The sequence below is a fragment of the Rhodococcus sp. 5G237 genome, from assembly GCF_053764735.1.
Window position 1 is genome coordinate 513686 of record NZ_JBSNCD010000005.1, and the last position, 26791, is coordinate 540476.

At 69.1% G+C, this 26791-nt stretch carries 27 protein-coding genes; 10 read left to right on the forward strand and 17 right to left on the reverse strand.

The window, feature by feature from the left end:
* Positions 1–5 precede the first annotated feature (5 nt).
* Positions 6–1034, reverse strand: a complete 1029-nt coding sequence (nusA, locus tag ACWPOC_RS14715) for a transcription termination factor NusA (RefSeq protein ID WP_230787453.1) — start codon at positions 1032–1034, stop codon at positions 6–8.
* The gene (gene rimP / locus ACWPOC_RS14720) at positions 1031–1630 is read right to left on the reverse strand and encodes a ribosome maturation factor RimP (protein ID WP_455408894.1); all 600 of its coding nucleotides are present in this window, start codon (positions 1628–1630) and stop codon (positions 1031–1033) included. Before rimP ends, nusA begins: the two co-directional genes overlap by 4 nt.
* 156 nt (positions 1631–1786) lie before the next feature.
* On the opposite strand from rimP, the gene ACWPOC_RS14725 reads away from it, so the two are divergent.
* Both ACWPOC_RS14725 and ACWPOC_RS14730 read left to right on the forward strand, forming a co-directional pair.
* On the forward strand, positions 1787–2278 hold the full coding sequence (locus ACWPOC_RS14725) for a hypothetical protein (protein WP_455408909.1): 492 nt from the start codon (positions 1787–1789) through the stop codon (positions 2276–2278).
* A complete protein-coding gene (locus ACWPOC_RS14730) occupies positions 2275–2718 on the forward strand; it encodes a ferritin-like domain-containing protein (RefSeq protein WP_455408895.1) in 444 nt (147 codons plus the stop codon). The genes ACWPOC_RS14725 and ACWPOC_RS14730 overlap by 4 nt, the downstream gene beginning before the upstream one ends.
* Before the next feature lie 22 nt (positions 2719–2740).
* On the opposite strand, the gene ACWPOC_RS14735 is transcribed toward ACWPOC_RS14730, so the two are convergent.
* The 8 genes from ACWPOC_RS14735 to ACWPOC_RS14770 all read right to left on the reverse strand — a co-directional run bounded on the left by ACWPOC_RS14735 (position 2741) and on the right by ACWPOC_RS14770 (position 10015).
* On the reverse strand, positions 2741–3400 hold the full coding sequence (locus ACWPOC_RS14735) for an O-methyltransferase (RefSeq protein WP_230787458.1): 660 nt from the start codon (positions 3398–3400) through the stop codon (positions 2741–2743).
* Between the two features lie 25 nt (positions 3401–3425).
* Positions 3426–3917, reverse strand: a complete 492-nt coding sequence (locus ACWPOC_RS14740; protein ID WP_059381208.1) for a hypothetical protein — start codon at positions 3915–3917, stop codon at positions 3426–3428.
* A 7-nt stretch (positions 3918–3924) separates the two neighbouring features.
* Positions 3925–4563, reverse strand: coding sequence for a hypothetical protein (locus tag ACWPOC_RS14745; RefSeq protein WP_059381207.1), 639 nt, complete (start codon positions 4561–4563; stop codon positions 3925–3927).
* The gene (locus ACWPOC_RS14750) at positions 4560–5177 is read right to left on the reverse strand and encodes a hypothetical protein (RefSeq protein ID WP_059381206.1); all 618 of its coding nucleotides are present in this window, start codon (positions 5175–5177) and stop codon (positions 4560–4562) included. The genes ACWPOC_RS14745 and ACWPOC_RS14750 overlap by 4 nt, the downstream gene beginning before the upstream one ends.
* Complete coding sequence (locus ACWPOC_RS14755) at positions 5174–5929, reverse strand: ABC transporter ATP-binding protein (protein ID WP_059381205.1); 756 nt, start codon at positions 5927–5929, stop codon at positions 5174–5176. The genes ACWPOC_RS14750 and ACWPOC_RS14755 overlap by 4 nt, the downstream gene beginning before the upstream one ends.
* Complete coding sequence (locus ACWPOC_RS14760; RefSeq protein WP_229580099.1) at positions 5922–7016, reverse strand: FecCD family ABC transporter permease; 1095 nt, start codon at positions 7014–7016, stop codon at positions 5922–5924. The genes ACWPOC_RS14755 and ACWPOC_RS14760 overlap by 8 nt, the downstream gene beginning before the upstream one ends.
* Entirely contained in the window at positions 6997–8139 is a 1143-nt protein-coding gene (locus ACWPOC_RS14765; protein WP_455408896.1) for an ABC transporter substrate-binding protein, read from the reverse strand. The genes ACWPOC_RS14760 and ACWPOC_RS14765 overlap by 20 nt, the downstream gene beginning before the upstream one ends.
* A gap of 142 nt (positions 8140–8281) precedes the next feature.
* Positions 8282–10015: a proline--tRNA ligase gene (locus ACWPOC_RS14770; RefSeq protein ID WP_455408897.1), complete on the reverse strand. Its 1734-nt coding sequence runs from the start codon at positions 10013–10015 to the stop codon at positions 8282–8284.
* Positions 10016–10068: 53 nt separating this feature from the next.
* Here ACWPOC_RS14770 and yaaA point away from each other — a divergent pair, with 53 nt between their 5' ends.
* Positions 10069–10812, forward strand: coding sequence for a peroxide stress protein YaaA (yaaA, locus tag ACWPOC_RS14775; protein ID WP_455408898.1), 744 nt, complete (start codon positions 10069–10071; stop codon positions 10810–10812).
* Here yaaA and ACWPOC_RS14780 read toward each other — a convergent pair.
* The 4 genes from ACWPOC_RS14780 to mqo form a co-directional block, all read right to left on the reverse strand.
* Positions 10805–11887 carry an FUSC family protein gene (locus tag ACWPOC_RS14780; protein WP_455408899.1) on the reverse strand — a complete coding sequence of 361 codons (1083 nt, stop codon included), beginning with the start codon at positions 11885–11887 and terminating at the stop codon, positions 10805–10807. The two genes, yaaA and ACWPOC_RS14780, sit on opposite strands and share 8 nt — an antisense overlap.
* Before the next feature lie 69 nt (positions 11888–11956).
* Positions 11957–13378: an MFS transporter gene (locus ACWPOC_RS14785; RefSeq protein WP_455408910.1), complete on the reverse strand. Its 1422-nt coding sequence runs from the start codon at positions 13376–13378 to the stop codon at positions 11957–11959.
* Between the two features lie 59 nt (positions 13379–13437).
* Complete coding sequence (cobA, locus tag ACWPOC_RS14790; protein ID WP_455408900.1) at positions 13438–14700, reverse strand: uroporphyrinogen-III C-methyltransferase; 1263 nt, start codon at positions 14698–14700, stop codon at positions 13438–13440.
* Between the two features lie 96 nt (positions 14701–14796).
* Positions 14797–16323 carry a malate dehydrogenase (quinone) gene (mqo, locus tag ACWPOC_RS14795; protein ID WP_081314386.1) on the reverse strand — a complete coding sequence of 509 codons (1527 nt, stop codon included), beginning with the start codon at positions 16321–16323 and terminating at the stop codon, positions 14797–14799.
* Positions 16324–16510: 187 nt separating this feature from the next.
* Here mqo and ACWPOC_RS14800 point away from each other — a divergent pair, with 187 nt between their 5' ends.
* Both ACWPOC_RS14800 and mtr read left to right on the forward strand, forming a co-directional pair.
* On the forward strand, positions 16511–17572 hold the full coding sequence (locus ACWPOC_RS14800; protein ID WP_120282278.1) for an alpha/beta hydrolase: 1062 nt from the start codon (positions 16511–16513) through the stop codon (positions 17570–17572).
* The gene (gene mtr, locus ACWPOC_RS14805; RefSeq protein ID WP_120282277.1) at positions 17569–18942 is read left to right on the forward strand and encodes a mycothione reductase; all 1374 of its coding nucleotides are present in this window, start codon (positions 17569–17571) and stop codon (positions 18940–18942) included. The genes ACWPOC_RS14800 and mtr overlap by 4 nt, the downstream gene beginning before the upstream one ends.
* Positions 18943–19065: 123 nt before the next feature.
* Here mtr and ACWPOC_RS14810 read toward each other — a convergent pair whose 3' ends face one another.
* Positions 19066–19632 carry an alpha/beta hydrolase gene (locus ACWPOC_RS14810; RefSeq protein ID WP_183070685.1) on the reverse strand — a complete coding sequence of 189 codons (567 nt, stop codon included), beginning with the start codon at positions 19630–19632 and terminating at the stop codon, positions 19066–19068.
* A 121-nt stretch (positions 19633–19753) separates the two neighbouring features.
* Here ACWPOC_RS14810 and ACWPOC_RS14815 point away from each other — a divergent pair, with 121 nt between their 5' ends.
* Genes ACWPOC_RS14815 through ACWPOC_RS14825 form a run of 3 tightly spaced genes read left to right on the forward strand, consistent with a single transcriptional unit; the run spans position 19754 to position 21746 of the window.
* Entirely contained in the window at positions 19754–20113 is a 360-nt protein-coding gene (locus ACWPOC_RS14815) for a GntR family transcriptional regulator (RefSeq protein WP_120284173.1), read from the forward strand.
* Positions 20110–21015, forward strand: coding sequence for an ABC transporter ATP-binding protein (locus ACWPOC_RS14820; RefSeq protein WP_120282276.1), 906 nt, complete (start codon positions 20110–20112; stop codon positions 21013–21015). The genes ACWPOC_RS14815 and ACWPOC_RS14820 overlap by 4 nt, the downstream gene beginning before the upstream one ends.
* The gene (locus ACWPOC_RS14825; RefSeq protein ID WP_120282275.1) at positions 21012–21746 is read left to right on the forward strand and encodes a hypothetical protein; all 735 of its coding nucleotides are present in this window, start codon (positions 21012–21014) and stop codon (positions 21744–21746) included. The genes ACWPOC_RS14820 and ACWPOC_RS14825 overlap by 4 nt, the downstream gene beginning before the upstream one ends.
* 81 nt (positions 21747–21827) lie before the next feature.
* On the opposite strand, the gene map is transcribed toward ACWPOC_RS14825, so the two are convergent.
* Positions 21828–22685: a type I methionyl aminopeptidase gene (map, locus tag ACWPOC_RS14830; RefSeq protein WP_120282274.1), complete on the reverse strand. Its 858-nt coding sequence runs from the start codon at positions 22683–22685 to the stop codon at positions 21828–21830.
* A 66-nt stretch (positions 22686–22751) separates the two neighbouring features.
* Positions 22752–24395 carry an AMP-binding protein gene (locus ACWPOC_RS14835; protein WP_120282273.1) on the reverse strand — a complete coding sequence of 548 codons (1644 nt, stop codon included), beginning with the start codon at positions 24393–24395 and terminating at the stop codon, positions 22752–22754.
* 108 nt (positions 24396–24503) lie between these two features.
* Here ACWPOC_RS14835 and ACWPOC_RS14840 point away from each other — a divergent pair, with 108 nt between their 5' ends.
* Both ACWPOC_RS14840 and ACWPOC_RS14845 read left to right on the forward strand, forming a co-directional pair.
* Entirely contained in the window at positions 24504–25367 is an 864-nt protein-coding gene (locus ACWPOC_RS14840) for a LuxR C-terminal-related transcriptional regulator (RefSeq protein WP_120282272.1), read from the forward strand.
* A gap of 53 nt (positions 25368–25420) precedes the next feature.
* The gene (locus ACWPOC_RS14845) at positions 25421–26791 is read left to right on the forward strand and encodes an APC family permease (RefSeq protein WP_120282271.1); all 1371 of its coding nucleotides are present in this window, start codon (positions 25421–25423) and stop codon (positions 26789–26791) included.

Below are 26791 nucleotides of genomic sequence, written 5' to 3' on the forward strand. Positions count from 1 at the left end.
CACTCCTACGCGCCTGTCGAGCCGCCGCGTGAATCGTCGTTCCCGGCCGGTGCCGCGTCGCTGCGGATGTCGATCCGCCAGCCGGTCAGCCGGGCCGCGAGCCGGGCGTTCTGCCCTTCCTTGCCGATCGCGAGGGACAACTGGAAGTCGGGAACGACCACCCGGGCGGCACGCGCGTCGGGGTCGACGACCGTGACCGAAACCACCTTCGACGGCGAGAGTGCGTTGCCCACGAACTTGGCGGGGTCCTCGTCGTAGTCGATGATGTCGATCTTCTCCTCACCCAGCTCGCGCATGACGTTGCGCACCCGCTGCCCCATCGGGCCGATGCACGCACCCTTCGCGTTGAGGCCCGGGACGGTCGAGTGCACGGCGATCTTCGATCGGTGCCCGGCCTCGCGGGCGACGGCGACGATCTCCACCGACTCGTCGGCGATCTCGGGGACCTCGAGGGCGAACAGCTTGCGCACGAGGTTGGGGTGCGTCCGCGAGAGGGTGATCTGGGGGCCGCGCTGTCCGCGGGAGACGCCCACGACGTAGCACTTGATGCGGTCGCCGTGCTCGTAGGTCTCCCCCGGCACCTGCTCTGCCGGCGGGATCAGTCCCTCGGCGTTGTTGGTCTCGCCACCGATCTTCACGACGACCATGCCGCGGGCGTTGGCACGCGAGTCGCGCTGCACGACACCGCTGACGATCTCGCCCTCGTGGGTCGCGAACTCGCCGAAGCGCTGCTCGTGCTCGGCGTCGCGGATGCGCTGCATGATGACCTGACGCGCGGTGGTCGCCGCGATCCGGCCGAAGTCCTCGGGAGTGTCGTCCCACTCGGCGATCAGGTTGCCGTCGGCGTCGCGTTCCTCGGCGAGGACCTGGATGGCGCCGGTCTTCGTGTCGACCACGACCCGCGCGTGCGGCTGATGTCCGTCGACGTGCCTGTACGCCGTGAGCAGGGCCGTCTCGAGCGTCGCGATCAGCTCGTCGAACGGGATGTTCTTCTCCGCCTCGAGCATGCGCAGGGCGGCGATCTCGATATTCACTTGTCCACCTTCGTTTCGTTCGTCTCGTCGTGGTCGTCGTTGCCGGTCTCGTCGTCGGGTCCTTCGGCGAGCTCCCCGGCCGCGACCCGGCCGTCCGGAACCCCGCCCGCCAGCTCGAGTTCCCTCGGCGGCGGCGGGGAGAACTCCACCTCCACCACCGCTCTGCGCACCGCCGAGAACGGGACCGAACGCACGACCGGCCCGGACCGATCGGGCAGGACGAGCCTGATCTCGTCGCCGACGAGCTCGCCGATGCGGGCGACGAGGGTCTCGTCGGCCAGTTCCACCTTCGCCTTGCGACCCTGGGCGCGCCGCCAGTGGCGGGGCTCGGTCAGGGGCCGGCCGATCCCGGGGCTGGTGACCTCGAGGACGTAGGGCGACTCACCGAAGTCCGAGACCCCGTCGAAGGCCTCGGAGACGATCCTGCTCAGGCGGGCCGCCTCGTCGAGACCGAGACCTGCGTCGCTGTCGACGAGGAGGCGCACCGTACTGTGCTTTCCGGCGGCCGTGACCACCACGTCCTCGAGGTCGTATCCCTCTCTGGCGAGCAGATCGGAGACGAGCTCGACGATCCTCTCCGGGGGCGGCACAGGCATGGCGGGCGGGCTCCTCGTTCAGTTGTGGTCGCAGCGGGCAGCGGGCCGGAACGGATGCGTACCGGCAGACATCAAGCCTAACCCGCGTTTCGTGCTGCCGTGACCAGGGCGGCGTCCTTCGTCGGACGACGGGACTGGCAGGATGGTCCGGTGCCGATGCCACTCGACCGTCCCACCATCTCCCGACGAACCCTCCTGCGATGGTCGTCGGTCGCTGTCGGTGGGTTCGGAATCACGACGATCACCGCGTGCGGCGCCTCCGACGAGGATGCCGCCGAACCGGATCCGCTGGCGAGCCAGGCGACCCGCGCCCGCACCGACGCCGCGACGGCCACCGCGGTGGTCGCGCGGGCGCCGGAGCTGTCCGCGGCGCTCACCACGATCGCGGCCGAGCGGACCTCCCACGCCGACGCTCTCGAGGCCGAGATCGCCCGCATGGAGGGTGCCACCACGAGTTTCACTCCCCCGTCGACCACGGTGACCACCCCCACCGGTGAGCTGCCGACCGTCGAGGAGCTCCGTGAGCGGTTGAACCGGTCGCAGCGCGAAGCCGCCGACCTCGCACGCACGCTCTCGGGTTACCGCGCGGGTCTTCTCGCCTCGATCAGCGCGTCCTGCGCCGTGCAGACGGCGGTGATGTTGCCGTGAGCTCACCCGAACTCGGTTCCGAACAGCAGGCCCTCGTCGACGCCCTCGAGGCCGAACACGCGGCGGTGTTCGGATACGGCGTGATCGCGGCCTTCGCAGATCCCACCCACGCGGACGCTGTGGCAGAGGACACCGCCGCGCACCGCGCACGCCGTGATGCGACGGTCGAGGCGTTGCGCGCCGCGAGTGTCGAGCCGCCGGTCGCGGCACCCGGTTACACCGTGCCGTTCCCGGTGATCGACGCCGCGTCCGCCGCGCAGCTCGCCGAGCAGATCGAGAGCGACACCGCGGTCGCGTGGCGATCGGTCGTGGAGCGTGCTCGCAGCGAGGCCACCCGGGCCACGGCCGTGGGTGCACTCACCGAGGCGGCCCTGCGGGCGGCGCGGTGGCGGCAGAGCCGCGGAATCGTGCCGTCGGTGGCCTTCCCCGGTCAACCCTGAGCCGGTCGGGCCGAAGCACGGGTCAGCCGGTCACGACGGCGAGCGCGAAGCCGTCCCAGCCCTTCGATCCGACGGTCTGCAACGCCGTTGCGTCGAGCCGTGGTTCCTGGGCGAGCAGTTCGAGCACGTCCCGTGAGGCGCGGACCCGTTCGTCGCCGCTGTCCTGATCGACGATGGCCCCGGCCCGCACCACGTTGTCGACGACGATGACGGTGCCGGGTCGCGACAACCCGAGCGCCGCGCGCACGTAGTTGCTGTTGTTCTCCTTGTCGGCGTCGATGAACACCAGGTCGAAGGGATCCTCGTCGACCAGGCCCGGCAGCGAGTCCAGGGCGGGGCCGACCCGGATGTCCACGCGGTCACCGACGCCGGCGCGGTCGAGATTGGCGCGGGCCACCTCGGCGTGCCTCGGCTCGTACTCGAGGGTGACCACCCGGCCGGACTCCCCCACGGCCCGGGCGAGCCAGATGGTCGAGTACCCGCCGAGGGTGCCGATCTCCAGGACCCGGCGCGCACCCCGGATCCGTGCGAGCAGGTGCAGGAACTTGCCCTGCGGCGCGGAGACGTCGATGGGCGGCAGTTCCGCTGCGGCGTTCGCCTCCAGGGCCGAGCTCAGCGCAGGGTCGTCGCCGATCAGCACGTCGGTGAGGTAGTTGTCGGTCGCACTCCAGTTGTCGGCCATGCACCTCATTGTGTCCCGGGGTGGGTCACTCCACCACTTCGTAAGCGGCGCCCACCTCGCGGGCGAGCAGGCGATCGGTCATCTCCTGCTTCAACACGGTGAGCCGCGCGTTCTCGGCGTCGGTACGGCCGGGCTTGGCGCCGAGCGCGATGAACTCGTCGGTGACGAGTCCGTCGTCGCGGATCTGCAGCGTCACGCTGCGTTCGCGCCAGGTGAACTGCCAGACGTAGCGGGCGAGGGTGGCTCCGCGTTCGGTCGCGGCCAGTTCCGGGTCGACGACATAACGCCCGTCGGTGACGGCACGCAGCACCATCTCCACCGCGTCGCGTCCGCCGGGACCGGGGAAAGCGGTGCGCACCCGAACTTCCCGCCGCTCGACGTCGCCGAGGATCGAGAAGGCGTGCCGCATCACCGTGAAACCGTGAGCCACTCCCCCGGGAAACTCGGGACCGTGATATTTCATCAGGTCGGCGAAGGTGAATTCGATCGGGTGACCCGACTCGTAGACGGTGAGCACGCGCGTCCTATCCTCTCGTGGCCCAGTGCAGGGCCGAGTACAGCAATTGGGTGGCACCGGGCATGAAGCCCGACCCGTGGTGGTAGACCGGATCCATCGTGGTCACCAGCAGGCGGCCGCGGTGGTTGGTCTCGTCGACGAACAGGATCGAACCGTCCCGTTCCCCGTCGACGGTGTGCAGATCCGCCAGACTCACGGCGCCGGGCGGGGGCTCGAGCACCCCGTGGTAGTGCCAGATCACCGAGCGGTCGGAGAAGAATCCCCAGGCCGGATGGTCCGGTGCCTGCAGTCGCACCCGGTGGTCCTCACCGGTACGCCACCACCAGAAGATGGTCGGCCGCGGCTGTTCGGGCACTCCCAGCCAGTCCTGGACGTGGTTCTCGCCGAAGACGACGACCGTTGCACCTCGTTCCAGGGCATCCTTCACCTCCGCTGCCCATCCGGACAGCAGGTCCGGCCGCAGCCGGTCGGCGACGACCACGACATCGGAGCCTGCGATGTCCTCGGGTACGCCGGTACGGACGTGCACCGCGCGCATCCGGTAGGGCGCGAGGGCGGGGTCGGCCAGTGTCGCCAGGTGACTGTGGCTGCCGCCGTGCAGGAAGGCGACCGCCGGCGCCGGATTCGTTCGGGTCGCTCGGCTCATCGGCCCTCCAGCCAGTCGAGGATCTGCGTACGAAGATGCGCGGTGCCCCTGTGCTCGCCGGCGAACTGCAGCAGGTCGTTGCCACCGTGCACGAGCACCCGTCCTTGTCCGAGCCGGTACTCGTAGTCGATCGGTGCGCGGGTACGTCCGAGGGCGTGCACCACCTGTGCGCCGTCGGGCATGTCGAGATAGCACCCCCGGCCGTAGAAACCGGCCACGCCGATACGTTCGAGTTCCTCGAAGGGCACCGGCCCCCGGCGACCGCTGTTGTACAGCAAGGCCTTCGGATCGATCCCGGCCCACACCGGATGCTCGTTCACCCGGCGCAGGGCGAGATCCGAGGGGTTGCGGAATTCGAGCTTGCGCCACCGTGTGAGGCCGGTGAGGAAGATCCGCTGGACGTGACCGTTGATCAGAACTCTGCCGCCTCGCGCGACGAACGCGTCGAGCACATCGCGGTTGTCGAACAGATACTCCTGATCGACGTCGCCGGTGAAGTAGATACCGGTGACCTCGGGCCCGCACACGGACGGCAGGTCGTAGACGTCGATCTCACGGAAGCCGTCGACCAGCGCACCGCCGCGCGGCGCCATCATCACTTTCAGGACGCTCATGCGATCCCCCGTCCGAAATCCGGAACCGTCAACCGCCGGAGTGCACTCGGTGTCGCGACGTCGGCGGTGACGATCGGCACGCCGTACATCTCACTGAGCAACTCGTCGCCGAGCAGCTCCCGGGTGGCACCGACCCGCTGGTCGTCAGCGGAGACCATGAGCATCGAACGCTCGGCGATGTGCAGGGCGTGATCGGGATGATGGGTCGTCATGACCACGGCCATCCCGTCGTCGGCCAGGCCGCGCAGAACCGTGAGCACACGTGCCTGGTTCCGCAGGTCGAGGGCGGAGGCCGGCTCGTCGAGCACGATCGTGTCGCAGCCGGACACCAGGGCCCGGGCGATGAGGACGAGCTGCCGTTCGCCCCCGCTCAGACCGCCGTAATCGCGAGTGGCCAGATGCAGGATGCCGACGCGACCGAGTGCGTCGAGAGCGGCGTCACGGTCGGCATTCGTGGGGCTGCTGTAGATGCGCACCTTGCGGGCGCGTCCCATGAGCACGATGTCGAGCACGGTGAACGAGAACGCCACCGCATGACTCTGCGGCACGTATCCGATGGTGCCCGAGGACGTGACGGTCCCGGTGACCGGTGTGAGCAGGCCGGACAGACACTTGAGCATCGTCGTCTTGCCGCGCGCGTTCGGCCCGAGCACAGCGAGAACCTCACCGGCGCACGCGGTGACCGTGACGTCCTCGAAGATCCACGGCCCCTTGGCCGAGTACCGGAACGAGATGGATTTCGCGTCAAGCATCGCTACCCCACAGACGAGTTCTATTACGGATCAGCAGGGCCACGAAGAATGGCGCACCGATGATCGCGGTGAGGATGCCGATCGGGATCTCGGCCGTACTGAGCACGCGCGACAGGGTGTCGATGGCGGTGAGATAGGCGGCGCCGAGCAGCGCGCTGACGGGCAGCACCATCCGGTTGTCGGTGCCGATCATCATGCGCACCAGGTGCGGCACGACCAGGCCCACCCATCCGATGACACCCGAGACCGCCACCGCAGCGGCGGTGATCATCGCGACGCAACCGAGCAGCAGCAGCCGCAGGCGTTGCGGGCGCAGGCCGAGCGCAACGGCGTCCTCGTCCCCCATCGACAGGATGTTCAAACGCCAGCGCAGCGCGAGTACCACGAGGGCGGGCAGGAGGATCGGCACCGCGGCGATCGCGAGTTTCCCGTAACTGGCAGTGGCAAGAGATCCCATGAGCCAGAAGACGATCGACGGCAGTTCACTGTAGGGATCGGCGATATAGGTGATGAACGAGACCATCGCCTGGAACATCGCGCCCACGACGGTCCCGCCGAGGATGATCATGAGCAGTGGTGCCCCCGGGACGGCCCGCGCGATCGTGAGGACCAGCAGCAGGGCGATCACCCCGCCGATGAAAGCGCCTCCGACGAGGGCGACTCCGCCGAGTCCGACGAGCAGCACCAGCACGCCTCCGAAGGAGGCACCGGAGGACACTCCCAGGATCTGTGCGCTCGCGAGGGGATTGCGGAAGACCCCCTGCATCACGGCGCCGGTGAGCGCCAGTCCGGCGCCGATCAGGATGGACAGCAGCACGCGAGGCAGGCGGACGTCGAGGACGACCGTGCTCTCCTGCTGCGTCCACGTCTCGCGGAGGGGAAGGATCTGGCCGGCGAGCAGGCGGACGATCTCGTTCGGAGGAACGAAATAGCGTCCCACTGCCAGCGCGACGAGAGCGACCACCACGACCAGTGCGGTGAAACCCGCGATGATCAGCGGATTACGGCCCCACCTCGCCTGCCGCGGCGTCGAGACCGACGCCGGGGAGGTCGAGCGGGCCGTCGCGTCAACGGGCGAACTGGTCATAGCTCGCGGCGTCCCGGTTCAGATCGAAGCGCAGCACCTGGTCGATCTCGTCCTCGGAGATCTCGTAGGCGAACAGGTCGTCGAAGGCGGCGCGGATGTCGTCGCGGAACTCACCGGTCTGCTCCTGCGGGTAGAGGATGCGGAACATCCACTCCCACATCAGGGGCGACTCGGCACTCGGGACCTGCCAGCGGTAACCGCCTAGCGGGGTCTTGTAGACGCGGCCGTTCTGCACCGCGCTCACACCGGCGAGGCGCGGGTCGGCGTAGATGTCGGCCGGGGTGCTCTGGTCGAAACCGCTGAGCATGATGACCTCGGGGTTCCAGGCGAGGATCTGCTCGGGGCTGACCTGGCCGGAATCCGAGACGAATCCTTCGGTGACGAGATCGGCCCCGACGAGATCGAACTGGAAACCGTCGTATCCGGTGGCGCTCGTCGTGCTGTAGGCGTCGCCGTTGCGCGAAAGGATCATCGCGCGCGGTCGCAGGGCGTCCTGTTCGGCGACCTTCTCGCGCATCTCTTCGATCTCGGCGCGCTGCCAGGCGACGAGTTCCTCACCGCGCTCGGGCTTACCTGCGATCTGCGCGAACAGGGTGATCCACGTCTCCAGGTCCTCCTGCGTGCCGTACTCGAGTCCGACCACGGGGAAACCGGCGGACTCGATGGGCTCGACGACGTCGGGACCACGATCGCCCCACTGCACGACGACATCGGGGTCGAGTTCGAGCAGCGTCTCGATATTGGGCACGAAGTCGCTTCCGGCCACGGTGGTCGACTCGGCCGACGCCGGGAACATGGTGGCGAACATGCCGCCCTGGTTCGCGACGAGGGTGGACTGGTTGATGCCGACGATGCGGTCGTAGCTCCGGTCGACCGCCGCGAAGATCGAGGGGGCGGGCATGACGGTGAAGGCCACCTTCTCGGCCGGACCGTCGAGTGTGATCGTCTCGCCTCGCTGGTCGACGATCGTGACGGCGTCACCGGTGGTCGATGCGTCGGCCTCCTGGGTGTCGCGGCTCGAGCATCCGGCCGTGAAGGCGAGGGCACCGATGAGTCCCGCCGCGACCCACCGGGACGACGACGCCACGCCCCGCCGCTTCTCCCGCCGCACCGTCGATCTCATTTCCACCATCCGTTTCTGTCGTGACAGACCACAAGAACGGAATGAGGTTAGCATTACCTATCCGACGTCGATATTGCCGCCTTCGCGCAGATACAGCGGTGCCCCCGCACAGCGAGTGCGAGGGCACCGGCAGACAAGGGGGTCAGCGCGAGACGATGCGCTGGACGACCTCACCGATCGGCAGTTCGTCGGCCTCGCCGGAGAAACGGTCGCGGACCTCGACCTTGCCGTCGGCGAAGCCGCGGCCGACCACGACGACGAGCGGCATGCCGAGCAGCTCGGAGTCCTTGAACTTCACGCCGGGCGACGCCTTGCGGTCGTCGAGGAGCACCTCGAGGCCGGCGTTCGAGAGTTCCTCGGCGAGGTTCTCGGCGCCTTCGCGGGCCTGCTCGTCCTTGTTGGCGATCACCAGGTGCACGTCGAACGGCGCGATCTCCGACGGCCAGCGCAGGCCCTTCTCGTCGTGCTGCTGTTCGGCGACCACCGCGACGAGACGCGACACGCCGACGCCGTAGGAGCCCATCGTGGGGCGGACGGGCTTGCCGTTCTCGCCGAGGACGTCCACCGCGAAGGCATCGGTGTACTTGCGGCCGAGCTGGAAGACGTGACCGATCTCGATGCCGCGGGCGGAGACGAGCGGGCCGGCTCCGTCGGGCGACGGATCGCCGTCGCGCACCTCGGCGGCCTCGATCGTCCCGTCCGGGGTGAAGTCGCGACCGGCGACCAGCCCGAAGACGTGCTTGCCCTGCTCGTCGGCACCGGTGATCCAGCTGGTGCCGTCGACCACGCGGGGGTCGACGAGATAGCGGACACCGTTGGCGAGCAGCGCCTTCGGGCCGATGTAGCCCTTGACGAGGAAGGGATTGGCCTCGAAGTCGGCGTCGGTGAGCAATTCCACCTCGGCGGGTTCGAGCGAGGCCTCGAGGCGCTTGTCGTCGACCTCGCGGTCGCCGGGGATGCCGATGCCGAGCAGTTCCCAGTCGCCACCGGGCTGCCGGACCTTGACCATGACGTTCTTGAGCGTCTCGGCCGCGGTGACCTCACGACCGAGGACCTCCGACGCCGAAGCGACGAGCGAGGCGATCGTCGGGGTGTCGGGGGTGTCGTGCACGACCGCCTCGGGCTGTCCGTCGATCGGCAGCGGTTCCGGCGCGAGGGTCTTCACCGCTTCGACGTTCGCCGCGTAGCCGGACTCGAGGCACCGCACGTAGGTGTCCTCGCCCGCGGGCGAGTCGGCCAGGAACTCCTCGGAGGCGCTGCCGCCCATCGCGCCGGAGGTGGCCGAGACGATCACGTACTTCACACCGAGGCGCGCGAAGATGCGCTCGTAGGCGTCGCGATGCGCCTTGTACGACTGGGACAGGCCCTCGTCGGTGAGGTCGAAGCTGTAGGAGTCCTTCATGACGAACTCGCGACCGCGGAGGATGCCGGCGCGGGGGCGCTCCTCGTCGCGGTACTTCGTCTGGATCTGGTAGAGCGTGACCGGGAAGTCCTTGTACGAGTTGTACTCACCCTTCACGGTGAGCGCGAAGAGCTCCTCGTGCGTGGGGCCGAGGAGGTAGTCGCCGCCCTTGCGGTCCTTCAACCGGAACAGGCTGTCGCCGTACTCCGTCCACCGGTTGGTGGCCTCGTAGGGCTCGCGCGGCAGCAGCGCGGGCAGAGCGATCTCCTGCGCACCGATGGAGTTCATCTCCTCGCGCACGACCCGCTCGATCTGTCGCAGCACCCGCAGACCCAGAGGCAGCCACGAGTACACACCCGGCGCGATACGTCGCACGTATCCGGCTCGGACCAGCAACTTGTGGCTCGCGACCTCGGCGTCGGCCGGGTCGTCTCGGAGGGTGCGGAGGAACAGGTGCGACATGCGGGTGATCACGACCCTGCAGCCTACCGTGGCCGCCTCGAGTGACGTCGGTACGGTTACCGGTTGTGCTGGTGCTTCTCCCTCCATCCGAAACCAAGTCCGACGGCGGCGACGGCGGGCCGCTCGATCTCGCCGACCTGTCGATGCCGCAGTTGACGGAGACGCGGGAGATGCTCGTGCAGGCCCTCGTCGACCTCGCCGCCGACCCCGAGGAGTCGAGCCGCGCACTCGGACTGGGCACGAAGGGCACCGACGAGATCGAACGCAACGCGAAGCTGTGGGTCTCCCCCACCCGCCCGGCGCTCGAGCGGTACACCGGGGTGCTGTACGACGCGCTCGACGCGGGAGCGTTCACGAAGGCGCAACGGGACAAGGCCTATCGGCGCCTGGGCATCGGGTCGGCGCTGTTCGGCGCGGTCCGGGCTGCGGATCCGATTCCCGCCTACCGTCTCTCGGGAGGGTCGAAACTGCCCGGCTTCGGCACGTTGAAGTCCGTGTGGCGGAACGAGCTCACCGACGCGCTGATGGCCGAGGCCGGCGGCGACCTCGTGGTCGATCTCCGCTCCGGTGTCTACCAGCAGCTCGGTCCCGTGCCGGGTGCGGTGACCGCGACCGTGCTCACCGAGCAGCCCGATGGCACCCGCAAGGTCGTCAGCCACTTCAACAAACACCACAAGGGCCTGCTGGCCCGCGCGCTGGTCCTCACCCGCGCGGAGCCGAGCGATATCGGAGCGCTCGCCCGCGTGGCGTCGAAGGCGGGACTGAGGGTCGAGGTGGAGTCGCCGACCGAGCTGGTCGTGCTCACCTGACCTCGAGTCCCATCGCCGCGACGATCCGGCGGGCCGTGTGCAGGACGGCGCCGAGTCGCGCGGTCAGGACCAGGTCGTCCGATTCGGTGGCGAACCGCTCGAGTTCGGTGAGATTGCTGCGGCACGCCCCGTCGGGGTCGACTTCCCGGCCCGCCCCCACGGCATCGACCATCTCGGCGAGGGCGTCGAGCATCGCTGCGATCCCCGTCCGCAGGCGGTCGCGGTCGGCTTCGGCGATGTCGTCGCCGAGGACTGGGTCCAGAGCGTGCGCGAGTTCTTCGACGGCGCTGGACACCGACGAGAGGTCGTCGAGGGTCCGGTCCCAGCGGCGTGCCCATTCCCCGGCCCGTGCAGCGGCGGGGCGTGGGTTCATCCGGACACTCTCGTGTGCCCACCGTGATTCGTCGAAGGCGCGCTGCACGAGGCTGTCGATGCCCCGCGCGCGCTGCACCCAGTCCCGCACCCCCGACGATCCCTCACGGCATCCGGACGCCATGTCCCGCAGCAGGTCGCGCAGCTCACCGGTGAGTTCGCGGGCCTCCTTGCCCGCCGAGTACACCGGCGGGAAGACCAGCGCCGTCACAGCGACGCCGATCGCGGCGCCGATCATCGTCTCCGCGAGTCGTTCACCGAGCAGGATCGGGCTGTCCGAGGCGCCCGTCGCGATCACCAGCAGCGCGGTGATCGCCACCCAGATGCCACTGGCCCCGAACCGCCGCCAGCGACCCGCGAAGTAGCCGACCGCCACGGCGATTCCGATCGCAGCGGTCGTCGACTCCACGAGCCGGGTCACCACGACCGCGACCAGCAGACCCGCAATCACTGCCCCGACCTGCACCACCGCCTGCTGGAGCGAGCGCACGAGTGTCGCCTCGACGAGGAAGACCGCGACGTAGGGCGCGAGGAAGGCCTGCTGGAAGTGGAAGACCTCGGTCACGACGAGCCACGCGACCACCGCGGCGAGCGTGGACCGGAACGCTTGGAGGGCGACGTACCGTTCGTGTCCGGCCTCGCGCACCGCGCGGACGATCCACGATCCGACGAATCTGCCCCGTTCGAGAACACCGACCTGCATGAGTGTCGGGTACCCGGGGGTCGTGCGTGGCAGGCGTGAGCACACTCATCCGCCACAGCGGTCGAGCGGTCAGGAGGTCTGCGCGGCCTTCTCGGCCTCCTGTGCCTGCGCGACCTCTTCGGGCGTGAAGCGGATGAACAGCGCCGCGACGCCGGCGATCACCGCGCAGACGGCGCATCCGACGAGCGCGAACATGTATCCCTCGCCCTGGGCGACGAGCTGGGCGTCGGTCATATCGGCGACGGTTCCGGAGACACCACCGAGCGACATCGTCCGCGAGGTGGCCATCGCCCCGATCACACCGAGGCCGACCGGACCTCCGAGAGTCTGGGCGACCTGCGCGATCGCCGAGAGCGGTCCGATCTCGTGCGGTCCCACCCCGGAGATCGCGCACAGCGGCAGCGGGACCACGGCCAGACCGACCCCGAACCCGACGACGAGCACCAGCACGAACAGGGTCGGGAAGTAGCGGACGTTGCCGTCCATGGTCGAGCCGTAGAGCAGGCTGACGGTCATGATCGCCGAGCCGGTGACCACGAGCCAGCGCGGTTCGATGCGCGCGACCATCTTCGACGACACTGCGGCGGCACCGCCGAGGCCGAAGGCGAACGGCACGAAGGCCAGACCCGCGGCGAGCGGGCTGTAGCCGAGGATGTCCTGCACGAACAGGGCGACGAAGGCCGCGAGGCTGAACATCACGGCGCCCGCGAAGAAGATCGCCACGAAGGTCGCGACGCGGTCCTTGTTGCGGAACAGCACGAACGGCAGCAGCGGGTTCTCGGCCCGCCGCTCGACGAGCAGGAACACTCCGAGCAGCACGAAGCCGACGACGATCGCGCCGATCACCGAGGGGCTCGACCAACCGACTTCGGGACCCTCGGTGAGACCGAAGACCAGGCCGGTGCATCCGAGCGTCGCGAGGATCGCGCCGGGCACGTCGAGCGCGAGCCGTTCGGAGGCGGTCTCACGCAGCGCGATCGCGGCGAGCACGACGATGAGGACGCCGATGGGGACGTTGATGAGGAAGATCCAGCGCCACGACACCTGGGTGAGCGCACCACCGAGGATCAGTCCGGCGATGGACCCGACACCGGTCATGGCCGCGAAGACCGCGATGGCGCGGTTGCGTGCCGGACCTGCGGCGAAGGTCGTCGCGACGAGCGCGAGGGCGGTCGGGGACGCGACCGCGGCGCCGACGCCCTGCAGGGCGCGGGCGCCGATGAGCATCGCCTCGCCGGTCGCCAGACCGCACAGCAGGGATGCCAGGGTGAACAGGCCGACCCCGCCCATGAACATGCGTTTGCGCCCGTAGCTGTCGCCGAGACGACCGCCGAGGAGCATCAACCCGCCGAAAGCGAGAGCGTACGAGGTGAGGACCCAGTTGCGACCCGCATCCGACAGTCCCAGATCGCTCTGCAGCGGCGCGAGCGCGAGGTTCGCGACCGTTCCGTCGAGCACGACCATCAACTGGAGGCCGCTGAGGACCAGCATGGCCAGAGCGACCGCGCGGGTGGCCGACGGATGCGAGGTGGCTGACACGTGATCCAACGTTACCCACCGTCCGAGTCGGAGCCGCTCCGCGGATCGAGTCCGAATCCGGCCACCGGCCCGATCACGACGATCGCGGGCGGGCGCACCGCCTCGTCCCGGACACGCTGAGCGACGGTCGACAGGTCGGCACGCACCACACGCTGACTGCTCAGCGTGCCCTCCTGCACGACGACCACGGGGGTGTCGGTGGGACGTCCGCCGGCGATCAGGGCGTCGGCGAACTGCTCGATGCGTTCGACGGCCATGAGCAGGACCAGGGTGCCGCGCAGCTTGGCGAGCGCGTCCCAGTCGGTGAGCGAGTCGGGATGTCCGGGCGCGACGTGGCCGCTCACCACGACGAATTCGTGGGTGACCCCGCGGTGGGTGACGGGAATCCCGGCCGCGGACGGCACGGAGATCGCGCTGGTGATACCGGGGACGACGGTCACCGGGATGCCGGCGGCGGTGCAGGCCTCGAGTTCCTCGTAGCCGCGTCCGAAGACGTACGGGTCGCCGCCCTTGAGCCGGACGACGAACTTGCCGGCCTTCGCGCGGTCGATGAGGGTCTCGTTGATGACCTGCTGGGCCATGGCCCGTCCGTACGGGAGCTTCGCCGCGTCGATCACCTCGACGTGCGAGTCGAGTTCCGCGAGGAGCTCCTGCGGGGCGAGATGGTCGGCGACGACCACGTCGGCGCGAGCGAGGAGGCGGCGACCGCGCACAGTGATCAGATCGGGATCGCCCGGTCCGCCGCCGACGAGGGCGACGCCGACCGGCTTCGGTGCGGTCTCCGCGAACTCGGTGACGGCCGCTCCGGCGAGAGCGTCGCGGATCGAGGTGCGCACAGCGGCGGACCGGCGGTGGTCGCCACCGGCGAGGACGCCGACGGTCAGGCCCTCGTAGCGGGCCGTGGCGGGGGTGACGGCGCTGCCGTGACGGGCGTTGTCGGCGCGGACGCAGAAGATCCTGTTGCGTTCGGCTTCGGCGACGACCGCGGCGTTGGTCTCGGGTTCGTCGGTGCAGGCCATGGCGTACCACGCGCCGTCGAGGTCGCCGTCGCGGTATTCGCGCAGGTCGAGGGAGATGCGGCCCTTCGTCGCCATGCTCTCGACCACGGGGGTCGCGGCCCGGGCGACGACGTGGACGTCGGCACCGGACGCGACGAGCAGACCGAGACGCCGCTGCGCGACGCTGCCTCCTCCGACGATCACGACGCGGCGTCCACGGAGATCGAGTCCGACCAGGTAACTGGTCTCGTCCTCAGCGGCAGCGGACACGGGCATCTCCCCATCTCTCGTGTCGAGGCGAATCCGATCGGACCCACCTTCAGGACACCTGTGGCCCGGGCATCGCGCCGGGCCACAGGTGCAGTGATCGGATCAGACCGCGGCGGCCTCTGCGGGCGCCTCGGCCACGGTGTCGGAGACGACGTCGAGCTGCAGCGACTTCGTGCTGTGGTCCCAGACCTGGCGGAACAGGTCGGGGTTGTCGGACAGCTTCAGGCCGAGCGACGGGACCATCTCGCGGAGCTTGGACTGCCAGCCCGCCCACTGCTGCGGGAAGCAGCGCTCGAGGACGTCGAGCATGGCCGGAACGGCCGTCGAGGCACCCGGCGACGCACCGAGCAGACCGGCGATCGAACCGTCGCCCGCGTTGACCACGGCGGTACCGAACTCGAGGACACCGCCCGCGCCCTTGCGGCGGATGACCTGCACGCGCTGACCGGCGACGATGAGCTCCCAGTCCTCGAGGCGCGCCTCGGGCACGAACTCGGCGAGGGTGCCGATACGGTCGGCGGGCGACTGCATGAGTTCACCGACGAGGTACTTGACCAGGCCGAGCTCGGTGACGCCGACGCCGAGCATCGACATCAGGTTGCCGGGCTTGACGGACTTGGGCAGGTCCATGATGCCGCCCTGCTTGAGGAACTTGGGCGACCAGCCGGCGTAGGGACCGAAGAGCAGACCCTGCTTGCCGCCGATGACGCGGGTGTCGAGATGCGGCACCGACATCGGAGGGGCACCGACCGCGGCCTTGCCGTAGACCTTGGCGCTGTGCTGCGCGATGACCTCGGGGTTGGTGCAGCGCAGGAAGGCACCGGAGACGGGGAAGCCACCGAAGCCCTTGATCTCCTTGATGCCCGACTTCTGCAGCAGGTGCAGCGCGCCACCGCCGGCGCCGACGAAGACGAACTTGGCCTGGACCTTGCGCGACTCGCCGGTGCGGCGGTTGCGGACCTTCACGATCCAGCTGCCGTCGGACTGCTTGGACACGTCGGTGACCTCGTGGCCGAAGAAGACGGTGCCGCCGGAGGCCGCGACGTGGTTGATGAGCTGCTTGGTGAGGGCGCCGAAGTCGACGTCGGTGCCGGTCTGCGTCCAGTTCAGGGCGACCGGGTCGGAGAAGTCTCGGCCCTTACCCATGAGCGGCAGGCGCTCGGTGAAGACCTCGGGGCTCTCGGTGTACTCCATGCCCTCGAAGAGGGGATGTCCGGCGAGGGCGTCGTAGCGGGCACGCAGGTACTTCACGTTCTCGGCGCCGTGCACGAAGCTGACGTGCGGGACCGGGTTGATGAAGTTCTTCGGGTCGGACAGGATGCCGTTGTCGACGGCGTACGCCCAGAACTGGCGCGAGACCTGGAACTGCTCATTGACGTTGACGGCCTTCGCGATGTCGACCGAACCGTCCGGCTTCCCGGGGGTGTAGTTGAGCTCACACAGCGCGGAGTGGCCCGTACCGGCGTTGTTCCAGGGGTCGCTGCTCTCGGCGGCCGCGGCGTCGAGGCGCTCGAACGCGGTGATCGACCAGTCGGGCTGCACCTGACGCAACAACGCACCGAGGGTTGCGCTCATGATGCCCGCGCCCACGAGCACTACGTCGGTCTTCGCTACTACGTTCTCTGACACTGGGAAATCGACTTCCTTGTCTGGTTCGCACGCGCCGCCGAAGTACGGAGGTACCGTCTCGCGTGGGTGTCCCGTCAACGCGGCGCGCGAATGCGACAGACAGGTTACCCGCGCGTGGTCCGGCGTTTCATTTCACCTCATTGTGTACCCATGAGCGGTGGTCGGCGAACACACCTAGGGTGTGATAGTGACTACTTGGCGTCCTGACGTCCTCGGAGACGGCTACGAGCAGCTCGAACTGCCGCTGGGCACCGACCCCGACGGCGAAGGCGAGATCTCGGCGACCCTGGTGCGCTACCAGCCGCCGTCCACCGATCTCCCCGATCGCGCGGTGCTCTACGTCCACGGCTTCACCGACTACTTCTTCCAGCAGCACCTCGCCGAGCACTTCGCGGCGCGCGGCTACCGCTTCTTCGCACTGGACCTGCGCAAGTGCGGCCGCTCGCGGGCACCCGGGCACACTCCTCACTTCGTCACCGATCTCTCCCACTACGACGCCGAGCTCGACGAGGCGCTGCGCGTGGTGCGCGAGGAGGTCGGTGGCGGTGTGCTGCTCGCGGCCCACTCGACGGGCGGGCTCGTCCTGCCGTTGTGGCTCGACCGGCTCCGTCGCCGGTCCGGTGGGGTTGCCGCGGCGGGCATCGTGGGTCTCGTCCTGAACAGCCCGTGGTTCGACCTGCAGGGACCGTCCTACCTGCGCAATGTCGGCACGGCGGCCATCGACGTCGTCGGCCGCCTCCGGCCCCGCGCGCTCATCCCGCTGCCGAAGACCGAGGCCTACGGCCGCAGCCTGCAGAGCGACGGCTGGCGCTACGACCTCGATTGGAAGCCGTTGACCGGCTTCCCCATCCGGTTCGGCTGGTTGCGTGCCGTGCGGCGCGGCCAGGCCGTCCTGCACCGCGGGCTCGACATTGGGGTGCCGTCGCTGATCCTGCGGTCCGGTGCCTCCCGCTCCGCTCCGCGGTACGACGCGAGCGTCGACACCGTCGACGCGGTCCTCGACGTCCGCCAGATAGCCCGATGGGCGGGATGCCTCGGCAACCGCACGACGATCGTGCCGATCGACGGTGCCCGCCACGACGTGTTCCTGTCCACACCCGGTCCCCTGGCGGAGGCCTTCCGGGAATTGGACCTGTGGCTGGAATGGTTGGACGGAGCGGACGAGGCGGACACCTCCGGTTCCCGAACCGAGGCCGACGACTCCGCCACCGTTTCCGTACTGCACCGACCCATGGGAGAGCACGCGTGACCCACTACGACCTCGCGATCATCGGCACAGGATCGGGGAATTCGATCCTCGATGAGCGGTACGACGGGAAGCGCGTCGCTCTCCTCGAAGAAGGCACCTTCGGGGGCACCTGCCTCAACGTGGGCTGCATCCCCACGAAGATGTACGTCTACGCCGCGGAGGTCGCCCACACGGTCCGCACCGCGGCGAAGTACGGCGTCGACGCGTCGATCGACGGGGTGCGGTGGAACGACATCGTCGACCGGATCTTCGGTCGCATCGATCCCATCGCTGCGGGCGGGGAGCGCTACCGCCGCGAGGACTGCGCGAACGTCACCGTCTACGACGGTCACGCGCGGTTCGTCGGCGAGCGCCGCATCGACACCGGAACCGGTGAGGTGATCACTGCGGATCAGGTGGTCGTCGCGGCCGGTTCGCGGCCCGCGATCCCGCAGGAGGTACTCGATTCCGGTGTGAGATATCACACGAGCGACGACGTCATGCGGCTGCCGAAACTGCCCGAGTCCCTCGTGATCCTCGGGACGGGCTTCATCGCGATGGAGTTCGCCCACGTCTTCTCGGCGCTCGGCACGCGGGTGTCGGTGATCGCGCGGACCGACCGTCTGCTGCGGCACCTCGACGCCGACGTCTCCGAGCGGTTCACGGCACTCGCCGCGGCCAAGTGGGACGTCCACCTCGCCGATCCGGCCCGGGCGTTCCGTCCGGTCGGCGACGGCGTGGAGGTCGAACTCGCCGACGGCACCGTCGTGAGCGGCGACGCCCTGCTCGTCGCGACGGGTCGGCAGCCCAACGGGGACCTGCTCGACGCCGCGGCGGCCGGCATCGAACTCGATGCGAAGGGCCGGATCGTGGTCGACGAGTTCCAGCGCACGTCCGCTGCGGGTGTGTTCGCCCTCGGCGACGTGTCGTCGCCCTACCAGCTCAAGCACGTGGCCAACCACGAGGCGCGGGTCGTCCAGCACAACCTGCTGCACGACGCGTGGAGCGACGACACCACGGGTCTGCAGCGGACGGACCACCGCTACGTCCCCTCCGCGGTGTTCACCGATCCGCAGATCGCGTCGGTCGGTCTCACCGAGGCCGAGGCCCGGGAGGCGGGATACGACATCTCCGTCAAGATCCAGGACTACGGGAATGTCGCCTACGGCTGGGCCATGGAGGACACCGAGGGCTTCTGCAAGCTGATCGCCGACCGGTCGACGGGTCTGCTGCTCGGCGCCCACATCATCGGGGCGCAGGCGTCGACGGTCATCCAGCCGCTCATCCAGGCGATGTCGTTCGGTCTGCCCGCGCGGGAGATGGCGACCGGCCAGTACTGGATCCACCCCGCGTTGCCCGAGCTCGTCGAGAACGCCCTCCTGGGTCTCTGAACTTCGGGGTCTCTGAACTTCGGGGTCTCTGAACTTCGGGGTCTCCGAACTTCGGGGTCTCTGAGCACTTCCATCAGCGCCGTGTGGCCTGCTGCCCTCCCCGGGCCGCAGGCCACACCCGTCTCACCAGCTTCCGGTGCGCAGCGCGATCGCGGACGCGAAGTCGGTGGGCGCCTCGGCGGGCACGTTGGCGACACCGGCGAGTTCGACCACCCGGAACTCTCCCGTCACGTAGCGCATCGATGCGTCCGATTCGGGTCGACGCGACGCATCGCCCACGACGATCGTGGTGGGCACCTCCGCGGGCGGCGCCGATGCGTCGCGCACCGTGCCGTCACGATCCGCGACCGCGGGATGGCCGCGGTCGGCGACCACCAGGCTCGCGAAACGTCCGAAGCGCCCTGCGGCGACGGCCCATGCCAGTTCGGCTCCCGCGCCGCTGCCCGCCAGATGAACCCAGGGCAGGGCGAGGGCGTCCAGTAGGGCGAACACGTCGGCGGGCGCGAGTCCGTCGATCTTCTCGACCACGATCGTCCGCAGGTCGGACGTGTGCAGCCGCTCGCACACGACGTCGTACACACCCGCGTCCTCCCCCGCGTCGGGGAAGAGCAGCACCGTGTAACGACTTTCGGGGCCGCCGATCCGAACCTGCACGTCCCCACCGGGCGTGGTCACCGTCCTCGATTCCATGGGCAAACGCTACATGGCCGCAGTCCATGCTCCGTCTCTTGCCGTATCGACGACGAGGTCCTATGGTTCATTACATGAGTAATGAACCGATGCACCCGCCTGCGGGCCCCGGGGCGTCGTGCTGAACGACGAGGGCAAGCCCCTCTTCCAACAGATCGCCGAGCTCATCGAGAACTCGATCGTCGACGGCAGCCTCGCGGAGGAATCGCAGGTTCCCTCGACGAACGAGCTCGCAGCCTTCCACCGCATCAACCCGGCCACGGCCGCGAAAGGCCTCAACGCCCTGGTCGCCGACGGGATCCTCTACAAGAAACGAGGAATCGGCATGTTCGTCACCACCGGTGCCCGCGACAAACTGATCGCCCGCCGACGGGATCGGTTCGCCCAGCAGTACGTCGTCCCGCTCGTCCTCGAGGCCGAGAAACTCGGAATCGGCATCGACGAGCTCAAGTCCATGCTCGACACACGGGAGTACGTATGACCATCACTCCGCCCGTCGTCCGCGCACGTCACCTCGGCATGCGGTTCGGGGACGTCGCCGCCCTCACCGACGCCGACTTCACACTCCACCGGAACACGATCTACGGCCTGCTCGGCCGCAACGGCGCCGGCAAGACCACCCTCATGCAGCTGCTCGCGGGCCACATGCGTCCCACGACCGGCAGCGTCGAGGTGTTCGACGCCGATCCGTACGAGAACACCGCGGTGCTCCAGCAGTTGTGCTTCGTCGCCGACACCCAGCGCTATCCCGACGACATGCGCGTCGGGCACGTGCTCGCCTCGGCGGAACTGCTTCTGCCGCTGTGGGATCGGGAGTACGCACAGCGGCTGGCCGACAGGTTCGCGCTGCCCTGCGGACGCAAGGTCAAGAAACTCTCCCGCGGCATGAGTTCCGCACTGGGCATCGTGGTGGGTCTCGCGTCGCGCGCACCGGTGACGGTCTTCGACGAACCGTATCTCGGTCTCGACGCCGTGGCCCGGCAGATGTTCTACGACGAACTGCTGCTCGACTACGCGGAGCGGCCGCGCACGATCGTGTTGTCGACCCATCTGATCGACGAGGCCGCCGACCTGCTCGAACACATCCTCGTGCTCGACCGCGGACATCTCGTCGTCGACGAGGACACCGACACGCTGCGCACCCGCGCCGCACAGGCGACCGGCCCGGCGGACGAGGTGGCGCGGATCGTCGGCGACAGCACCGTCCTGCACACGGAGAGCCTCGGCGGTGTCGCCCGCACGGCCTTCCTCCGCAACGACGCGGACGAACTCCCCCATGCCTCCGGACGTGTGGACGTGCAACCGATCTCGCTCCAGGACCTCGTGGTCCACCTCCACCGGACACCCGAGACCGTCACCACGAACGAGGAGGCATCGCTGTGACCACCGCGATCCCGTTGCCCGCCCCGGTCACCACCGGGTCGGCGCGTGTCCTGTCCGTCGCCCGCCTGCAACTCGTCTCGTGGCCGCTGTTCGTCGCGTGGCCCGTCGGACTGCTGATCACCTCGGCCCTCATCCCGTGGGTGATCTTCTCCCTCGTCGACACGGGTGCGGAGTACAACGTCACCGGCAGCATGCTGTCGGTCTACGGCTTCGTCGTCGCCTTCTACCTCCTGGCGATGACCCAGATGTTCTCGTTCGCACTGCGTCTCGGTTCCACGCGATCGCACTACATGCAGTCGATGGTCGCGATCGCGGTGGCCCAGTCGGCGGTGTTCGCGATCGCCTTCCAGCTCCTCTCGGTGCTCGAGGCCGCGACCGGGGGCTGGGGTGTGGACATGCGGATGTTCGGGATCCTGCGTTTCGTCACCGACAGTTCCGTGGTGCAGTTCCTTGGCTTCTTCGCCACGATGCTCCTGATCGTCGCGTTGTCGATGCTCACCGGCGCGATCCAGCACCGTTGGCGTGCAACGGGTCTGCTCACGGCTGCCGCGTCCGTCGTCGTGATCGGCGGTCTCGCCGCGATCCTCGTCACGTGGACCCGGTCGTGGTCGTCGCTGTGGTCGTGGATCGTCGACACGTCGCCGACGACGACCCTGGTGGTCCTTCCCCTGCTGGTCGCCGCGGTGTGCGTGGGTGCGACCTGGCAGGTCGTCCGCAACGCGGCACCCTAGGCCGGCCGCCTTCCGGAACAGGTTCGGCCCCGACCCCTTCCGGGTCGGGGCCGAACTCCGTGCTCGCTCAGCGAGCAGAGGTCACGGCAGGGTGAGGATCTCGGCGCCGGTATCGGTGACGACGATGGTGTGCTCGAACTGCGCGGTCCACTTGCGGTCCTTGGTGACGACCGTCCAGCCGTCGTCCCAGATCTCGTAGTCGGGCGTACCGAGGTTGATCATCGGTTCGATGGTGAACACCATGCCGGGCTCGATGATCGTGTCGATGTCGGGCCGGTCGTAGTGCAGGATCACCAGGCCGTTGTGGAAGGTCTCGCCGATGCCGTGGCCGGTGAAGTCGCGGACGACGCCGTAGCCGAAGCGGTTGGCGTAGGACTCGATGACCCGGCCGATGACGTTGAGGGCGCGGCCCGGCTTGACCGCCTTGATGCCGCGCATCGTCGCCTCGCGGGTGCGATCGACGAGCAGACGGACGTCCTCGGAGACGTCGCCGGCCAGGAAGGTCGCGTTGGTGTCGCCGTGGACGCCGTCGATGTAGGCGGTGACGTCGATGTTAACGATGTCGCCGTCCTCGACGACGGTCGAGTCGGGGATGCCGTGGCAGATGACCTCGTTGAGCGAGGTGCAGCACGACTTGGTGAAGCCGCGGTAACCGAGGGTCGACGGGTAGGCGCCGTGGTCGCACATGTACTCGTGCGCGATGCGGTCGATCTCGTCGGTGGTCACGCCGGGCGCGACGGCCTTACCGGCCTCTACGAGGGCCTGCGCGGCGATCTTCGACGCGAGTCGCATCTTCTCGATCGTCTCGGGTGTCTGCACCCACGGCTCGTTGCCTTCCTTCGCCGTGGGCTTCCACACGTACTCCGGCCGTTCGATCGACGCGGGCACCTCCCGGACGGGAGTCGGAGTGCCGGGGACGAGCGGAGCGCGGGTAGCCATGACTTCCAGATTAGCTGCCGCGCCCCGCTCCCCCGTCATCCACCGATCGAGCGGTCGTGCACCGAATCAGCCGACGGCGCCCGCCTGGCGCAACTTGAAGCGCTGGACCTTGCCGCTCGGCGTCTTGGGCAGGTGCGGCACGAAGTGCACCGTGCGCGGGTAGGCGTGGGCGGCGTACTTCTGCTTCACGAGCTTCTGGAGCTCCGCCTCGAGCGCGTCGTCGCCCTCGACACCCTCCCGCAGCACCACGAACGCCTCGAGGACCTCACCCCGCAGTTCGTCCGGCAGCCCCACCACGGCGGCCTCGATCACGTCGGGGTGCATCACGAGCACCGACTCGACGTCGAACGGGCCGATGCGGTAACCGGCCATGATGATCACGTCGTCGTCGCGGGACGAGAAGAAGAAGAATCCGTTCTCGTCGACCTTGCCGGCGTCGCCGGTCAGGTACCAGCGGCCGTCCTCGCTGAACCGGTCGGCGGTCTTCTCGGGGGCGTCGACGTAGCCGGTGAACCACACGAGCGGGCTCGCGTGCACATCGATCGCGACGCGCCCGACCTCACCCGGCTCGGCGATCTCGTCGCTGTCCTCGCGCAGCACCGCGCAACTCCAGCCCGGCAGCGGCTTGCCCATCGAACGCGCCGGGGTGTCCTCGCGCAGTTCGTCCGCCCATGCGTCGACGACGAACATGCCGTGTTCGGTCTGTCCGTACTGGTCGCGCACCACGACACCGAGGGTCTCCTGCGACCACTCGAGGACGTCCGGGGTCAGCGGCTCACCGGCCGAGGAGGCACGACGCAGCCGGACCGGCGGGTGCTCGGCGGTGTCGGCCTTGAGGCTGCGGTAGACCGTCGGGGCCGCCGCGAAGTTGGTCACCCCGAAGGTGTCGAGGATCTGCCAGGTGAGCGCGGGCGAGAAACCGGCGTGCAGCAGGAGGCTGCGCCGACCGGCCGCGAGCGGCCCGAGCAGCGCGTAGTAGAGCCCGTACGCCCATCCCGGATCGGCCGCGTTCCAGAAGACGTCGTCCTCGCGCACGTCGAGGCCGAACTCCAGGTAGGCGTGGAAGGACGCCAGCGCCTTCACCGGGACGGGGACACCCTTGGGAGTGCCGGTCGTGCCGGAGGTGAACAGCTGGACCAGACGCCCCTCGGCGCCGACGGCGACGGCCTCGCCACGCGGGTCGTCGGCCGACTGCGCGGCGATCAGTTCGCCGAAGTCGCGGCCCCCACGACCGGACGCGTCTGCGTCGCCCTCGCCGGCCACGACGACCTGCCACGGCACCTCGGCGGGAAGATCCGATCCGGCGGCGAGCTTGCCGGCCTGATCCCGATCGGCCACGACCACCTTGGTGCCGCTCGCGTCGAGCCGGAAGGCGATCGCCGGCGGGGCGAAGGCGGTGAAGAGCGGCACGTGCACGGCGCCGCGACGCCAGATACCGAGAACCGCGACCACCAGGTCTGCCGACTTGCCCATGAGCGTCGCGACGTGGTCGCCGGGTTCGACACCGAGATCCGCCAGCGCCGCGGCGAAGCGGGCCGACCGTTCGCGGAGCTCACCGTAGGTGAGATCCGTCGAGCTCAGGTCGGCATCGACGACGGTGAACGCCACCGCGTCGGCGGGATGCTCGTCGCACAGCAGTCGGGCTGCGCAGGCGTCTGCCGTGTCGTACCGCTCGAGCAGTGTCCGCACGCGGCTCGCTGTGTCGCCCATTGTGGTCCTTTCGTCCGTACCGGCCAGGGTGTTCCCGATCTGGGGAGCACACCCGTTCGACGTCTATGATTCGAGTCACACCATGTTCCCCGATACCCCCGGAAAGGGGTGGCGTTCGTGTCGTCCTCCTCGTCGGCGCTGCTGCGTCCCCGCGACGGTGATGCCCTGCGCGGTGAACTCCGCCGCACCGCGGCGCAGGCCCAGCTGCCGGTGGTCTTCGCCGGCGAGGTCCAGCAGGGATCGCTGCGACTCAGCGAATTCTTCGGCACCCGCACCAACAGCCTGGCCGGGGTCGTGGTGCCTCCGCGGGCGGGTCTCGGCGGTCGCGTCCTCGCGGAGTCGCGGGTGGTGACGGTGTCGGACTACGGTCGCTCCGCGTCGATCACGCACCACTTCGACCGTCCCGTTCTGTACGAGGGATTGCGGTCCATCCTCGCCGTGCCGGTACTCGTCGAGGGCAAGGCCCGCGCCGTGTTGTACGGCGCCGCGCGCGAGTGCGCGCCCGTCGGCGATCGGGCTGTGACGGCGTTCGCGCAGGCGGCGGCTCGTCTCGCGCACGAGATCGAGGTGCGCGACGAGGTCGATCGGCGACTCGCGATGCTCGAGCGGTCGTCCGGCGACCGCGATCCCGTCGCGACTGCGCAGGTCCGCGAGGTCCATGCCGAACTGCGGGTGCTCGCGCAGGGCACGACCGATCCGGCGCTGCAGGAGAAGCTCCGCTCGTTGTCCGACCGTCTCGCCGGGGTGCTCGACGGAACGGAACCGGAACCGACGGACGTCGTACTGTCCCCCCGCGAGACCGACGTGCTGTCCCATGTGGCGCTGGGGTGCAGCAACGCCGAGATCGCCCAGCGCCTGTCGGTCGGCGCCGAGACGGTCAAGAGCTACCTGCGCAGCGCCATGAGCAAGCTCGACGTCCATTCCCGCCACGAGGCCGTCGTCGCCGCGCGAAAATCGGGTCTGCTGCCCTGAATCCGGTCGGTCCCCCGCCGGCGGTGGACAGGGTGCGCGGAAGGGGGCCTGCGGTGGCCGAGACGACCGACTCACCCCAGCTCGTCCGCGTTCTCGGGCCGGGTCTGCTCCTGCTGTTCGTCATCGGCGACATCCTGGGCACCGGCATCTACGCCCTCACCGGGGAGGTCGCGAACGAGGTCGGTGGCGTGGTGTGGCTGCCGTTCCTCGTCGCGTTCGCCGTCGCGACGGTGACGGCGTTCAGCTATCTGGAGCTGGTCACGAAGTATCCGCGGGCGGCCGGAGCGGCGCTCTACACGCACAAGGCGTTCGGCGTGCACTTCCTGACCTTCCTGGTGGCCTTCGCCGTGATGTCCTCGGGCATCACCTCTGCCGCCACGGCTGCGCGGGCGTTCGCCGCGAACTTCGCCGAGGCCTTCGGACTCGACCTGGCCGGCACGGCCGGGATCACCGTGATCGCGCTGGTCTTCGTCCTCGTCCTGGCGGTGATCAACTTCCGCGGGGTCGCCGAGAGCGTGAAGACCAATGTGGTGCTCACGATGATCGAGTTGGGCGGCCTGCTCATCATCGTCGCGATCGGCATGTGGGCGTTGGGTTTCGGCGGCGGCGACTTCTCGCGTGTGGTCGAGATCGCTCCCGGCGACCGGTCCGTCTTCTCCGCGGTGGTCGCGGGGACAGCCCTGGCTTTTTTCGCGATGGTGGGATTCGAGGACTCGGTGAACATGGCCGAGGAGTGCAAGGAGCCCACCCGGATCTTCCCCCGGATGCTGCTGCTCGGCCTGGGTCTCGCTGCGCTGGTGTACGTGCTCGTGTCGATCACCGCGATCGCGCTCGTCCCGCCCGACGAACTCGGGGCGGGCGAGACGCCCTTGCTGCGGGTGGTCGAGGTCGGCGCCCCGGCGTTCCCGGTCGGGATCTTCGCCTTCGTCACGATGTTCGCGGTGGCCAACACCGCGCTGATCAACATGCTGATGGCGAGCCGGCTGATCTACGGCATCGCCCGCGAGGACGTCCTGCCCGCCGTCCTGGGGCGGGTGCACCCGACCCGCCGCACGCCCTATGTCGCGATCGTGTTCACGACGCTGCTCGCGGTCGGTCTCGTCGTCTTCGTCGGCGGGGTGCCCGAACTCGGGGGTACGACGGCGCTGCTCCTGCTGGGGGTGTTCGCGATCGTCAACGTCGCGGCCCTGGTCCTGCGCCGGGACCACGTGGAGCACCGGCACTTCCGCGCGCCGACGATCCTTCCGGTGCTCGGGGCGACCAGTTGCCTGTTCCTCGTCCTACCGTGGGTCGACCGGCCCGCGACCCAGTACCGGACGGCCGGGGTGCTGCTCGGGATCGGCGTGGTGCTGTGGCTGGTGACGCGACTCGCGGGCCGGCGCGACGGCCGGCCCGCGAGTACGACGGATCGTGAGGAGAGCTGA